The sequence below is a fragment of the Luteolibacter sp. SL250 genome, from assembly GCF_026625605.1.
Classification (GTDB): domain Bacteria; phylum Verrucomicrobiota; class Verrucomicrobiia; order Verrucomicrobiales; family Akkermansiaceae; genus Luteolibacter.
On sequence record NZ_CP113054.1, the window covers coordinates 3,009,471 to 3,023,608 of the forward strand.

General features: G+C 60.2%; 11 protein-coding genes and 1 tRNA gene. 6 read left to right on the forward strand and 6 right to left on the reverse strand.

Going from position 1 to position 14,138, the window contains the following annotated elements; genetic code table 11:
• Positions 1-104: 104 nt before the first annotated feature.
• Both OVA24_RS13310 and OVA24_RS13315 read left to right on the forward strand, forming a co-directional pair.
• Positions 105-3,605, forward strand: a complete 3,501-nt coding sequence (locus OVA24_RS13310) for a DEAD/DEAH box helicase (protein ID WP_267670334.1) — start codon at positions 105-107, stop codon at positions 3,603-3,605.
• Positions 3,606-3,946: 341 nt separating this feature from the next.
• Entirely contained in the window at positions 3,947-4,141 is a 195-nt protein-coding gene (locus tag OVA24_RS13315; protein ID WP_267670335.1) for a hypothetical protein, read from the forward strand.
• 85 nt (positions 4,142-4,226) lie between these two features.
• On the opposite strand, the gene OVA24_RS13320 is transcribed toward OVA24_RS13315, so the two are convergent.
• From OVA24_RS13320 to OVA24_RS13335, 4 genes are all read right to left on the reverse strand, one after another.
• Positions 4,227-4,529, reverse strand: coding sequence for a hypothetical protein (locus OVA24_RS13320; protein ID WP_267670336.1), 303 nt, complete (start codon positions 4,527-4,529; stop codon positions 4,227-4,229).
• Between the two features lie 247 nt (positions 4,530-4,776).
• The gene (locus OVA24_RS13325) at positions 4,777-6,153 is read right to left on the reverse strand and encodes a sulfatase family protein (protein ID WP_267670337.1); all 1,377 of its coding nucleotides are present in this window, start codon (positions 6,151-6,153) and stop codon (positions 4,777-4,779) included.
• 42 nt (positions 6,154-6,195) lie between these two features.
• The gene (locus OVA24_RS13330) at positions 6,196-8,979 is read right to left on the reverse strand and encodes an alpha-L-rhamnosidase (protein ID WP_267670338.1); all 2,784 of its coding nucleotides are present in this window, start codon (positions 8,977-8,979) and stop codon (positions 6,196-6,198) included.
• A gap of 169 nt (positions 8,980-9,148) precedes the next feature.
• Entirely contained in the window at positions 9,149-10,114 is a 966-nt protein-coding gene (locus OVA24_RS13335; RefSeq protein ID WP_324287860.1) for a LysR family transcriptional regulator, read from the reverse strand.
• Positions 10,115-10,214: 100 nt separating this feature from the next.
• Between OVA24_RS13335 and OVA24_RS13340 the strand changes: the two genes are divergently transcribed.
• The 3 genes from OVA24_RS13340 (at position 10,215) to OVA24_RS13350 (ending at position 11,797) form a co-directional block, all read left to right on the forward strand.
• Positions 10,215-10,880, forward strand: a complete 666-nt coding sequence (locus tag OVA24_RS13340; RefSeq protein WP_267670341.1) for an isochorismatase family protein — start codon at positions 10,215-10,217, stop codon at positions 10,878-10,880.
• Between the two features lie 69 nt (positions 10,881-10,949).
• The gene (locus OVA24_RS13345) at positions 10,950-11,345 is read left to right on the forward strand and encodes a hypothetical protein (protein ID WP_267670342.1); all 396 of its coding nucleotides are present in this window, start codon (positions 10,950-10,952) and stop codon (positions 11,343-11,345) included.
• Positions 11,342-11,797, forward strand: coding sequence for a DUF5069 domain-containing protein (locus OVA24_RS13350; protein WP_267670343.1), 456 nt, complete (start codon positions 11,342-11,344; stop codon positions 11,795-11,797). Before OVA24_RS13345 ends, OVA24_RS13350 begins: the two co-directional genes overlap by 4 nt.
• 312 nt (positions 11,798-12,109) lie before the next feature.
• Here OVA24_RS13350 and OVA24_RS13355 read toward each other — a convergent pair.
• Positions 12,110-12,186, reverse strand: a tRNA-Met gene (locus OVA24_RS13355).
• Positions 12,187-12,296: 110 nt separating this feature from the next.
• On the opposite strand from OVA24_RS13355, the gene OVA24_RS13360 reads away from it, so the two are divergent.
• Positions 12,297-13,220, forward strand: a complete 924-nt coding sequence (locus OVA24_RS13360) for a hypothetical protein (protein WP_267670344.1) — start codon at positions 12,297-12,299, stop codon at positions 13,218-13,220.
• Between the two features lie 4 nt (positions 13,221-13,224).
• On the opposite strand, the gene OVA24_RS13365 is transcribed toward OVA24_RS13360, so the two are convergent.
• Entirely contained in the window at positions 13,225-14,079 is an 855-nt protein-coding gene (locus OVA24_RS13365; RefSeq protein ID WP_267670345.1) for an NAD(+)/NADH kinase, read from the reverse strand.
• Positions 14,080-14,138 lie beyond the last annotated feature (59 nt).

The following is a 14,138-nucleotide window of genomic DNA, read 5'->3' on the forward strand; positions in this document are numbered from 1 at the left end:
AGTTTTTGTTGATTGAATGAAAGACCGTGCGGTATGCTGCGCCCCCACCGCTTGTACCGGGAAGGCGATAGAGCTCATCCCGGAGCCAATTTAGCCATCATACGATGAATCCAGACAGAGCCACACTGAACTTCCTGAACAGCTTCCCTGAGGAGGCCCGCAAACGCGGTGAAATGCTTCAAAAGGACGGTGCCGTCACCCAGATTTTCGGAAACCACCTTTTCATCCAGGGCCGCGTCGAGGACGAAACCGGCACCTTCCGCACGAGCCTCCGTCTCCAGGGCAACCGTTGGTTCGGCTCCTGTACCGCCGAGGACGAGATCGTCTCCGGGGCCTGCCAATACGCCACCATGATGGAGCGGATGCACCGCGGGGAAGACCTGCCGGAGTCCCCCAACGAGTTCGATGACACCCCCATCCTGGACATCATCGAGGAAAAACTCGGCCGCGAACTGGACGACAAGGAGGCCGACTTCGTCACCAAGATCGAGAAACGCTACCGCCGCTATGTGATCGAGGGCGAGCTGCACGACCATGACATGGTGCGCATCACCCCCCGCTGGGAGATCACCACCTACGAGCCGCTGGAACTGTGGCCGATGCCTCCGGGAGACATCCTGGAGTTCTGGAACTACATCGCCTACGCCTTCTACAAGAAGAAGCTCCCCTACCCGGAGTTCATGAGCGTGATCACCGACCTCGGCCACGTTCAGAAGAAGATGGCCGACTGGGAGCAGGAACGCGAAGTCGCCGCCTGGTATGACCGCATCGAGCAGGTCAACGAGCGCCCGCCGCAGGAAGCCCCGCTGGACGTGGAGTTCCGCCTGGTGGCCACCATCAACGAGGCCCGGCTGGAAGTCCGTGAGAAGAAGGCGAATGTCTGGGTCCAGCTCCGCGAGAAAAACGAGATCGAGCATTACGTCTCCCTCCACCATGAAGCCGCGCTGCTCATGGACTCCTCCAGCCAGACGCTGTGGGAGCATTTCCTTTCCTATGTCCGCAAGCAGGGCGACACCACGCTCGACTTCGACCAGGAGGAAGCCTGCCGGTTCATGAACCGGATCTTCCGCCAGCCCGCGCTGAAAGGATACATCGTCAACCTCGACGACAAGGATTTCAAGGTCGTCACCGATGCCCTGAAGTGGGTCTGCGAGGACGATCCGTATGATCCGAAATCCTTCGCGCTCCAACTGGTCACCGCCGCCGGAGAGAACGTCTCCCACTCCGTCCGCCTGCTACCGGGCCGCAAGGAATTCTATCAATCCGACGAAACCGTCTTCCCCGGCCCGCCACGCTGGCTGGAGGAAACGGAAGTCATGCCGCGCTACCTCATTCCCAAGCGCGTGATCGACTCCCTGGAAGGTGTCGAGTTCCTCCGCAAGATCGGAGCCTCGCTTCCTGAGTCCCTCGTCAAGCGGGTGGTCGATCTGGAGCTGAAGCCACGCTTCGAGATGAAGCTGGTCGCCGGCCTGACTGCTGCGGAGACCGAGCACCTCGTCATCGACGTGCAGGCCATCGAGTCGAAAGGCCGCCGCACCGAGCGCCTGACCAAAGAAGGTTGGGAGCTGGTCGAGCAGCAGCCACTCAAGGGCAAGCAGCTCCTGCGCTTCGCCCGTGAGGACCTCTATCCCGTGCCGTCCATCCTCGAGGAAATGGGTCTCACCTACGATGAGAAGCTGCTTTCCTTCAAATCCCGCATCACGAAGCAGTTCCCGGAGAAATTCGCGGAGTGGATCAAAGCGATGCCGGAGAATGTCGATCTGGACATCGACCTGCGCCTGAGATCGATCCTCGCAGACCCGGTCACCGCCGCCGTGCGCTTCGAAGTCGTCGGACAGGACATCGACTGGTTCGACCTGCGCATCGTCATCGACGTCCAGGGCGTCAATCTTTCCAAGGCCCAGATCCGCCAGCTCGTCGCCGCCCGTGGTGGCTACGTCCGCATGGAGGACGGCTCCTGGATGCGCCTGGAGATCAAGCTGGACGCGGACCAACGCGAGGCGGTCACCCGTCTGGGTCTGGACCCGTTCGACCTTTCCGGGGAAACCCACCGCATGCACGCCCTGCAGCTCGCCGATCCGAAGGCGGCGGAGGTCTTCGACCCGAAGGCATGGGAGCGCATCAAGAACCGCGCCGGCGACATCCAGCTCGAGGTCAATCCGGACGTGCCGGAAGGCCTCAACGCCACGCTCCGCCCATACCAGATCGATGGTTTCAAGTTCCTCGCCTACCTGGCGACGAACAACTTCGGCGGCATCCTGGCGGACGACATGGGTCTGGGCAAAACGATCCAGTCCCTCACCTACCTGCTCTGGCTCTTCGAGGAAAACGAACGCCAGGGCGGAATGAAAAAGCCCGCGCTTGTTGTCTGCCCGAAGTCCGTTCTGGACGTCTGGCACAGCGAGGCCGGCAAGTTCACGCCAATGTTGAACGTCAAGATCCTCAAGAACCGCGAGGACATCGACGTCAACGAGATCCAGAACAAAATCGACATCCTCGTCCTCAACTACGCCCAGCTCCGTGTCTGCGGTGATCTGCTCAATGAGGTGAAATGGCTCACCACCATTCTGGATGAAGGCCAGCAGATCAAGAACCCGGACTCCAAGGCAGCGAAAGCCGCCCGGGAACTGGACTCCCAGAACCGGCTAGTCCTCACCGGTACGCCCATCGAAAACCGCCTGCTGGACATGTGGTCGCTCATGGCTTTCGCAATGCCGGGCGTGCTCGGTTCCCGCGCCTATTTCAAGAAGCGCTTCGACAAGCGGAAGGATCCCCTTTCCCAGACCCGCCTCGCATCCCGCCTGCGGCCGTTCCTGCTGCGTCGGACGAAACTCCAGGTGGCGCAGGATCTCCCGCCGAGGACGGAAGAGGAAGTTTACTCCAAGATGGAAGGCGTCCAGATCGAGCTCTACAAGGCGGAGCTCAAGCGCATCCAGAAAGCACTCCTCGGTCTCGACTCCGACGAGGCGGTGAAGAAGAACTCCTTCGCGATCCTGCAAGGCCTCATGCGCCTCCGCCAGATCTGCTGTCACCCGGGTCTCATCGATCCGAAGTACCTCAAGGAGGAATCCGCGAAGATGGAGTCCCTCTTCTACCTGCTGGACCAGCTCCACGAGGAAGGCCACAAGGTGCTCGTCTTCTCCCAGTTCGTGTCGATGCTGGACCTCATCAAGGCCCGCCTCGAACTGGAAGGCCGCCCCTACCACTACCTCACCGGCCAGACCAAGGACCGGAAAGGCGAAATCGAGCGCTTCCAGACCACCAAGGATCCATCCGTCTTCATGCTTTCCCTGAAAGCCGGTGGCGCCGGTCTGAACCTGACGTCCGCGTCCTACGTCATCCTCTATGATCCATGGTGGAACCCGGCCGTGGAGAACCAGGCCATCGACCGTACCCACCGCATCGGCCAGAAGAACAAGGTCATCGCCTACCGCCTGCTCACCCGTGACACGGTGGAGGAGAAGATCCGGATCCTCCAGCACCAGAAGACCCAGCTCGTCACCAACGTGCTCGGCGACGAAGGCTTCGCCTCCAACCTCGGCCTCGACGACCTGCAGTTCATCCTGAACCACAGCATCGACGATGAAGAGGACATGAAGAAGTAACGGCCATACCCCCTTCATGGCGGGAACACCAAGGTTCCGCTCCAACATTCGCGTCCCGGCTTCCATCGGAAGACCGGGACGAATGTTTTTTAGGGGCATCGTCATATCCTCCAGCCCGTGAGAGGATGGCACCCACGTTCCTTCCTCAATACGTCAGCGGCCTTGCGCTCGATGTCGCGGTCCCACGCCCCAAGGCGGGAGGCAACAGCCATCCAGCCATGTCTATCAGAATCTATCAGACCTCACCGTCCGGATTCACCCATCCGGCCACCAAGCCCACACGCGATTACGTGATCCGGGGATCTTGATATCAAACCGATATGAATGAATGATCCGACATCATGAAAAACGCCCCCGTCATGGATTTCTGGGTCACCACCGCCATCTTCCTCAGTGGTCAGACCAAAACTCCCGCAAGCACCCACGGAAAAATGCTCCACGAAGTGGTCACCCGCCGCGATACATCAATCCCTCAGGAGAAGGGGTATGAAGTCCGCCACCCGGCGCTGAAACGCAGCCCCTTGTTTGCAAGCTGAGGATACTCCTCTTACCCCTGTTGCCTTTTCCGAGGGCCTCGCGCAGTCACTTCCTGACAGGAGAGCCGCGTGAGGCCTTTCCCTTTCAGGGACGGATGCGGACAATCTCGTCGAGATGGCCTTTCAGCGATCCCAAGCCAATGGCGCAACTGGCAGTACCACCCACATAACCGGCCAGAGCCCCCACCACGACAGCAGGAATCGTCATGGTTCCCAAGGTGATCATCCCTGCATTCGCGCCAGCGTACGCACCCACTCCCGCACCAGCAACACCGTATGCCATACATCGCTTCAGAACATTGAAAAGATACTCCATATCGGAATTGGAGTATCCAAGATTGTCTTTAAGCATGTTGCTCCGGAATTTCAGAAAGTCGGCGGTTTCCATGGCAAGATCCAGCACTTATCCAGATACGCTCATCATTTCAAGCAAGATCATCTGCGGTTTCCATAACTCGCGCCAGTGACCGGCTTCGATCCGGGTTCATCTTCAGGGCGGCGGTTGATGGCCTTTCGACTCCCCCAGATCGACTGATCCACCTCCGCGGCATCCGTGAACACCGGGTGCCGCGATCTTTCTTCATGAATCCCTTCAGCGGCGTGCCTCCGCAGTCACCAATTTCTCCATGCCCTCATCACTCCTTGTAGCCTGCGGCTTTCCTTGATTCGACGAACTTCCTCGTCGCGTCGAAGAGTTCCATCTTCCCGGTCCCGCGCGGATCGCCGGTTTGCATCTGGTAGTCCTTCAGGCGTTCCTTCAGACCATTCCGCCTGGAAGCATACGCATCGTCACCGGCGAGGTTCCTTTTGTGATCCGGGTCATTCTCCAGATCGTAGAATTCCTCCGTGGGAACACCATTCCGTGGGAAACGGATGAGGTATTGGAAACGATGGTCGCGGATGGTGCGGGAAGCCAGGCACTCCGGGGGCTGCTCGCCATGCCACTCCAGCCCCGTGGCTATCCAATCGCGCGAAGGGTCGATCCGGCCTGACTCCGGCGAGCGCAGGATGGGCATCAGGCTTTTCCCGCTCATGGCCTCAGGCACCGGAACTCCGGCGGCCTCCAGCAAGGTGGGAGCGAGATCGGAAAAATTCACGAAATCATCGACCGAGCGGCCGGACTTCACCACCCCGGGCCACCGCACGGCCAGCGGTTCATGAACACCCCAGTCGTAAGGGGACGCCTTCGAGCCTGCACATGCGGTCCCATTGTCCGAGGTCACCACAACGATGGTATTGTCCAGCTCTCCCCTGCGTTCCAGTTCCGCCAGCGCCTTCCCCAGCGTCTCATCCGCCAGCTTCACTTCATAATACATGTCCGCACGCTGGCCCCGCACCTTGGGCGTGTCCTCCAGAAAGCCCGGCATCGCGATGTCATCCGCCAACACTCCGAATTTCTTCTCCAGCTTCACCCGGTTGACCGGTGCCCACGGGCCATGCGGCTCCATGATACCCAGCCAGCAGAAGAACGGCGCACCTTCTTTCCTTTCATCGAGGAACTGCGAGAAGTTCGCCATATAGTCGATGGCGGACACATGCTTCTCCGGTTTCCCGACTTTCACCGTGTTATAGACCTTTCCCGCCACATCGTCGCCATGACCTTCCGGTGGGAAGACACCCGGCCCCCACCCTTTCCCGATCCGGCCTGTATGATAGCCGGCGTCCGAGAGCAGTTTTGGAAACACGGCGAACTTCCTGGGCAACCACGCCTGGATGAACGCACCCTGCTCCAGTTCCCAGAAATTCCTGCCGGTGAGCAGGGCCGCGCGGGACGGTGCGCAGCTCGGCGCGGAAGTGTAGGCATACCTGAACAACGCACCTTCCTTCGCCACACGATCAAAATGGGGCGTCGCCACCTTGCTCCAGCCATAGGCGCTCTTCTCCAGCCAGCTTTCGTCATCCGTGATGACGAGCAGGATGTTCGGCCTGACTTTGTCCCCCTTCTCCGCGGCGAGAACTGCCGGATGGGACAACAGGAAAAGGAGGAGCGTGAGATGGCGGATGAGGATCATGGAGTGCGCGGCTTCCTACTGACCACATTCCTCCCCCGGATGCTAGAGCTTAAGTGTCACGGTGTAATTCCCACTCTTGAGATTCATCGAGGCCGCTCCCACCGGATCGCCGTCCACCTTGACCGAATCGAGCTTCCTGGTCGGAAAGACAAGGGTCCCGGTGGAGTTTGCGGGGATCTCCACTTTCCACTCGAAGCTGTCGCCGGACTTCTTCCACGCACTGGAGGCACGACCATATGGGGTCTGGTGCCAGGCGGAGGCGTGGGTGAGCGTACCGCCGGGGATCGGAGCGAAGATGACGTTCTTGTAGCCGGGCTGCCGCTCATCGTAGTTCAGTCCGGCCACGCTGGCGTAGAGCCATTTCCCGATGGCACCGTAGGCATAGTGGTTGAGGGAATTCCCTCGCGCCGGGTGGATGCCTTTCTCCTTTGAATAGGCGTCCCAGCGTTCCCACATGGTGGTGGCACCCTGGTTGACGGTGAACAACCAGGAAGGATAGGTTTCCTTCTCCAATAGCTCATAGGCCAAATCCACCTCGCCGATCCGGGCGAGCACGGAGGTGAGGATCGGCGTGCCGATGAAGCCGGTATTCAGGTGGCTGCCATCTTCCTTGATCTTCCGCACCAAGTGGCCGGCGGCGAGCTTCGCGGTTTCCTCATCCAGCAGTCCGAAGCTGAGCGGGACGAGGTAGGCGGTCTGGCTTTCGGTGAAGGTCTTCTTTCCGTTCCTGTCGACACGTCCCGCTTCCCCGACGAAGGCGCGGTTGAAGGCAACTTTGATCTCCTGCGCAAGTGCTGCGAACTCCTTCGCATCATCCTCCTTGCCCAGCACCCTGGCCATGTGCTCCATCATCAGCGTGGTGCGGTAGTGGTAGGCGGTGCCGACCAGTGCGTTGGGTGTGTCACTGCCGCGCTCCTTGCCACTGCGCTGCGCGGAGACGGAGTTCGGCTGGAGCCAGTCGCCGAAGCCGAATCCCATGCGGATCAGATTCTTCGAGGAGTGGTCACGCAGGAAGTGGATCCACTTCTTCATCTGATCGTAGTGATCCTCGAAGATCTTCGTGTTTCCGTAGGCCATGTACATCTCGTAGGGCACGATGATGCCCGCGTCCGACCAGCCGCCGCTGCCCCGGTTCTTCACGCCGAAGGGCGCCACATTCGGGTAGGCTCCCCGCTCGTCCTGCAGGTCGTTCACATCGACCAACCACTTCGTGAAGAATCCCTCAACATCCATGTTGAAGGTGGAGGTGGGAGCGAAGACCTGGGCATCGCCCGTCCATCCCAGCCGCTCGTCCCGCTGCGGACAGTCCGTCGGAACCGAGAAGAAGTTCCCCCGCTGGCCCCACTGGATGTTGCTCTGGAGGCGGTTGATCTTTTCGTTGGAGCATTCGAATCCACCGGTCATCGGCATGGCATTGTGCAGGACCACGCCCTTCAGATTCCCTACACCCGGCTTCTCCCCCTTCTTCAGGCCGCTGACCTCCACATACTGGAATCCATGGAAAGTCAGGGTGGGTGCCCAAGTGATGCGTCCATCCTCCTTCGGCGTGTAGGTGTCCTCGGAGATCGCGGCGCGGTAGTTGTCCACGTAGAGGGTGCCGTCCGGGCGCAGAACCTCTGCGAAACGCAGCTTCACCACGCTGCCTTTTTCCACCGGCATATCCACCAGGCGCGGCCAGCCGACCATGTTCTGGCCCATGTCGAAGATGAAGACACCATCCGCTATCTCCTTCACACTTGCCGGGGTCAGCTCCTGCATCTCGCTGACCGGTTGGTTGCGGCGTGGGTCCAGCGCCACCGCCTTGTCGATATCCTGCACCTCAGGTTTGGTCCACTCCCTGGCGTTGAAGCCCGGCTTGTCCCAGCCCGGCATCTCCGCGTTCGCATCGTAGTCCTCACCGTCGAAGATGTCCCCGAAGACGATGGGACCGGTGGACGCCTGCCAGGTGCCGTCGGTGGAGATCACCTCCTTGGTTCCGTCGGAGTAGGTGATCTCCAGTTGGCCCAGAAACCACGGCTTCTTGTTATCCCTGCGCTTGCGGTGCAACTGCCCCGCAAACCAGCCGTCGCCGACCAGCACACCGATGGCATTTCCTCCCTGCTGGATGAGCGAAGTGACGTCATAAGTGTCCGTCTGTAGACGTATGTCATGCTGTGTCCACCCGGGGACCCACTGCGTCCTGGAGTCCAGTTGGCGCCCGTTGATGCTCGCCTTGTAAATCCCCTTCGCCGTCGCGTAAAAGCGGGCACTGGTCACTTCCTTGGACGCCCCGAACTCCTTGCGGAGATAAGCGGGCTTCATGAAGTCGTAGCTCGCCTTCTTGCCCTTCGGGACGGAAGAGCGGTTGAAAAGATACTCCTTCCGACCGGTGGGCAGATCCCCGGAGATCCACTGCCCTTTCCACTCGCTGTTGTCCATCAGGCCGGCCTCGAAGTGGTTCACCTCCGACCATGCACCTTCCGCTCCGACCTCGTCCCAAACCTTCACCATCCAGTAACGCCTGTCACGCGACCGGAGCGCCGGACCCTTGTAGTCCACCTTCACCGACTGCGGTGAATCGATCTTCCCGCTGTCCCATACATCCGCCTTGTCCGGCAGCTTGTCCGCGCTGCTCGCCACGACCACCCGGTAGGCCGTCTGCGCGGTGCCATTCCGCACCAGCGGCAACTGCCAGGAGAAGGATAGATCCTGCAAGCTGTAACCCACAGGATTCCTGAAACTCTCCCCGACCGTGGTGGACGTCGGTTTCAACCCAGCCCCGTGCAGGGCAAGCGGAAATAGGGCGAAGAGGATGGTGGCAATGGTCTTCATCGGAAGCTTGGACATGGAAAAAACGGAAATGCAGGGCCGGAGATCCATTCCGGATGCGTGGCGACCAGCAGGACTGATCCCGATGCCGGCCATCCTGCCAGTCCCAAGCGTGGTATTCATCCCTCAATGGAGGGATAACACACCACCATCGACCACTCCCCACACGATATCCCAAAAACTTGGTTCAAGAAACCGAGCCAAAGCTCCCTGATTTCCCGGCGGAAGCAATCACCAGACGGACGAGCTCCTGCAATTCAGGACTACTCTCCCTTGACCGGCACGCGATGCCGAATGAAAAGCGATGTGCGACCGCATTCCGGATTGGCCGCGCAACCACCAGGCCAGGAGACAGACTCTCGAATCCTTCCTGCACCACCGCCACTCCTTCACCTGATTCCACCATCGCGAGCATGCTCGCAACCGAATCACACTCGGTTTGGATCTTCATCTGGTTGGGCCTGCCAAAAATCCCCTCAAGCCAACGATGGTGCTCGGGATAGCCTTTCCTGCAAAACACCACGATCGGAAACCCGGTGATCTCGGCAACATCCAGCTCATCACGCGCGGAGAGCGGATGTCCCGTTGACATCACGACACACGGCGAATGCCTTGTGATCTCATGGTAGTCGATACCGCGAAGTGGCGTTCCCGGTATCCTGACCAACAAGGCCGCGCCGAGATCCCCGTCCGCCAGCCCCTTGACCATGGAAGACGTGTCCAGATCGAAGAGAGTCACGCGGATCCATGGACAAGCCCGGCGCATTTCTTTCAGAACCTCCGGAAGTATGCGGCTGGACATCGAAGGTACATAGCCGACACGGAGTTCCTTCGATTGCTGTCCGTCCAATTCCCTGACCGATTCGAAGATCCGGTCGAGCCGGGAGATCAGATCCCGGGCCTGGGTGAGGAAATGCTGCCCTGCGAAAGTGAGCCGGATCGACCGGCCAGTCCTGACGAAGAGGGAGATCCCCATCTGGGATTCGAGGTCACTCATGCGCCGGCTCAAAGCGGGCTGGGCAATATGGAGCCGCTCCGCAGCCCGGCTGATGTTCTCCTCTTCAGCCACGGTCAGAAAGTACCTCAAAGAACGTAATCCGACGTCCATGAAAGAGCATGCTGAACAGGCATGCTGAGCAACGCAAGAGAGCATTTTGAGGATCAGGGGTGTTGGGATAAGATGACCGCTCCCGAAGGTTTCTGACGGAGTATCCAACCCGATTCAAAATCACCAACAAGACCCAACAATCACGATGAACATTCCAGAAAACATGATCGATCCGGCGGATGCCGTGATGTGCCTGATCGACCACCAGAGCGGACTTTTCCAACTCGTCCGCGATATCGACCAACCCGCGCTGCGCAGACATGCGGCCTGTCTGTCCCGGGTCTCATATTTGGCCAAGATACCGACCTTTTCCACCGCTTCGGTGCCCGACGGTCCGAATGGCCCGCTGATTCCGGAGATCCACGACCAGAACCCCGATTGCGTCTACATCCCCCGCACCGGCCAGATCAATGCCTGGCACAACCCGGCGTGGGTGGAGGCCATTGAGAAAACCGGCCGCAAGACCCTCATCATCGCCGGCACGCTCACCAGCGTCTGCATGTCATTCCCGACATTGAGCGCGCTTGCGGATGGCTACAAGGTCTTCTGTGTCGTCGATGCGTCGGGCAACTGGTCGTCCATGGCAACTGACATCACCATCGCACGGATCACCCAGGCAGGAGCCTACCCCACCGACACCTATGCGGTTCTGGCCGAACTCATGGCGACATGGAACCGTCCGGATGCGTGGGACTTCGCCCAAGCCATGGTGGACTACATCGTGCCCCCCTACAAGGCTCTCATCGAGAGCTACGACAAGGCCCAGCAGATCCAGCGCGACGGCAAGGAAACGAAGCTCAACCAACAATAACCGGGAGTCCCCCCGAAACCCAATCCGCCTGCGGCAGTTCCGCCGCAGGCGGAACCTCCGCAGCTCACCATGAAACCCGCCGCCAACGTCGCAGCTTTCCTCCTTTTCGGGATCTTCCAGTTCGCCGCCTGGAACCACTTCTTCAGGTTTCAGGAAATGCCGGCCCCTCCTGAAGGCTCCGCGCCCGCACTTTTCATGGGGGCCATGGTTCCCACAGGTTACTTCACTTTCGTCAAGGTGCTGGAGATCCTCGGGAGCCTGCTCACCCTGGTACCGGCCACCCGCTCGCTCGGCTTGCTCATTGTCGGCCCCATCGTTGTGAACATTCTCTGCTTCCACGGATTCCTTCTCGGCGGCGCCGGCCTGTTTCCTTTGCCGCTGGTGGTCTCCCTCTGCTCCGCCTTCCTGCTCTGGACAGAGAGAGGAAGGTTCCGCCATCTGTTCCCCATCCCTCCGGCACCGTGAACCCGGACGCTCTGAAACCCCTGGCAACGGACCTCCGCACCGTGCCGCCACGCAGTCCTCATGAGACACTTGGCGGCTACGTCATCGCAGCCCGTGTTGTGGACAAGGGGCGGGCGGATCTTCTCGGCGTGCTCGGGGAATACAACTATCATCCCTGTGGGTTGGCCGCGTTCCTATGGCAGTTCACCGGTGTCAGTCCCATGGAGTTCCGTTCGTTCATCGCCACTGGCGCCGATGACGATGCCTGCGGCCGGTGGCTCTCCGGAAAGTCCAAGGTTTCGGAGCAGGAGGAGATCGTGCGCTGGAACAACCAGATGCGCTGCCAGCTCCTCTGCGACCTGCCGGATTCCTACCAGACCTACTACGAGACCTATATCCCGCGGTACTGCCCGCATCCCCATCGAATCCGCTTTTTCTTTGACGTCTATGACGACGAGGAGGGACGGCTTTGACAAATCGGGCCGCCGTTGACGGCAAATCCGCCCGCTCGCAAACCTAGCGGGGAAGTGCCATCCGATCTCCGGATTCCGCGGGCCGATCAACGTGGTGAACGCCCCACTTTCGGCCATCATCCAAGAAACATCCGTTCTTATTTATGAGAGCGTCCTCCCTCGGAGAAGCGGGGAAGAACCCGAATCCTCCATCACTCAATACCGACCAATACTCACAGACTCGGTTTGGAAACAGTCTCCTTTTTCAGCCCCCCGATGAAATCCAGAAAAGGCGAAAGCCGTTGAACTCGAAATGAGTTCAACGGCTTTCATTGGTTGCGGGAGTAGGATTTGAACCTACGACCTTCAGGTTATGAGCCTGACGAGCTACCTGGCTGCTCCATCCCGCGGTTGGAACCATGCGACTTTCGTCGCGGGGCCGGATGTTTAGGGGCGGACTCCGGACTTCGCAAGGGAAATTTTGCATTAAACCGAACTTTATGATTCTTTCGCGCCAACGATGGACCGCACGCCGCAGATGACCGTCCTTTCCGCCGATGTCTGGCGGGAAATGGCACGTTCGCATCGCGAGCGGGCGGCCCGTCATACGGGGCCAGCACGACGGCGAAAGGACTGCGGGATCCCCCACCCGATCGAGGATTTCCTGTTCCAATATTATCCATTCCCCCTCTCGCTGCTGGAGCACTGGCAGCCGGGTACAGGTGTGGCGTTGGAGTGGCCGGAGGGATCCGCATTGCCGGAGGAGATGACCTTCCATTCCCGGCATTATGTGCGGGACAGTGGGATCATTTCGGCGGAGCCGGGGTTGATGACGGAGAAGGAGCGCGGGCGCATCTCGTGGATCCGGGATCTGCTTGCGGCGACAGCTTCGCGCCCGCCGTTCTTTTCCTGCCACGGTCTGCACGAGTGGGCGATGGTCCATGGCGGTGCGGTGGTGCGGCATGAGAAGGTGACTTCGCTGCGGCTGCCGCAGGCTGAGATCGACGCGTTCGTCGAGTCCCGCCCGATCTGCTGCTCCCACCACGATGCGTTCCGGTTCTTCGCGCCCGGGGCACGGGCGTTCAACCGGCTGCAACCATCGCTGGAAACCCGGCTGCAGAACGAGCAACCGGGCTGCGTGCATGCGAACATGGATCTGTACAAATGGTGCGCGAAGGTGATGCCGTGGGCGGGCTCCGAACTGCTGCTGGATTGCTTCGAGCTCGCGATGGATCTGCGTGAACTGGACATGCGGGCCAGTCCGTATGACCTCGCTACCTGGGGGCTTGATCCAGTCCGGATCGAGACTTCCGAAGGCCGCCGGGAGTATGAGGGGGAGCAGAAACGCCTTTCGTTTCAGGCGATGCAACTGCGCTCCCGGTTGATCGGAAAGATCGACCTGACACTGGAGCTGGCGGCAGGCCATGCCGCGACGGTTGCCTGAGGGTTCACAGTCCCTGCCAGCGGAGCTTCTGCCGCAGCGCCTCATAGAAGGAGCCGCCGTTCGGCCTGACGAGCTTGAATGCGCGTGGCGATTTGTGGACTTCGATCCTGTCACCCGGGCCAATGAGCGTGTTATCCCGGCCATCCGCGGTGAACAGCATCGCGCCATCCCCGTGATCGTCGGGGAAAAGTTCGATCACGGAGTCGTCGCCAATCACCAGGGAGCGCTGGCTGAGGCTGTGCGGGCAGATGGGGGTGATGACCCACACATTCGCACCCGGGTCCATGAGCGGCCCCCCGGCGGAGAGTGAGTAGGCGGTGGAACCGGTGGGCGTGGCAACGATGAGGCCGTCCGCCTTGTAACGGTTGAGAAAGTCGCCATTCACGGAGGCCCCGACAGAGACGAGGCGGCCGGTTTCACCACGGGCCAGCGTCACTTCGTTGAGGGCGGTGAAAATCTCAGCGTCCTTACCGGGGCGGATGACACTGGCCTGCAGCATCGTCCGCTCGCTGATGCGGTAGTTGCCGCTGGTGAGGGATTCCGCGAAGGCGTCCAGTTCCTCGTCCGTGCAACTGGTGAGGAAGCCGAGCGTGCCGATGTTGATGCCTGCCACGGGCTTCCGGAAGTCGCCCAACCGCAGCACGGCATTGAGCATGGTGCCATCCCCTCCCAGGACGGCGGCGATGTCCACTTCCTGGGCGAAATCGGCGGCGGAAATGCCACCGGGTTCATCCATCAACCTGGCGGACTGGAGGTCCAGCACGGTCGTGCATCCGCGGGATTCCAGCGCCTGCCGGAGGTCGTTCAAGGTTTTGACCGCTCCGGGTTTGTCAGGGTTGGCGAGGATTCCGATTTTCAAAATGAAATGGCTGGCGATTCCAACGCCATACGAGCGTGAAATGGATGGATTTCCAAGGT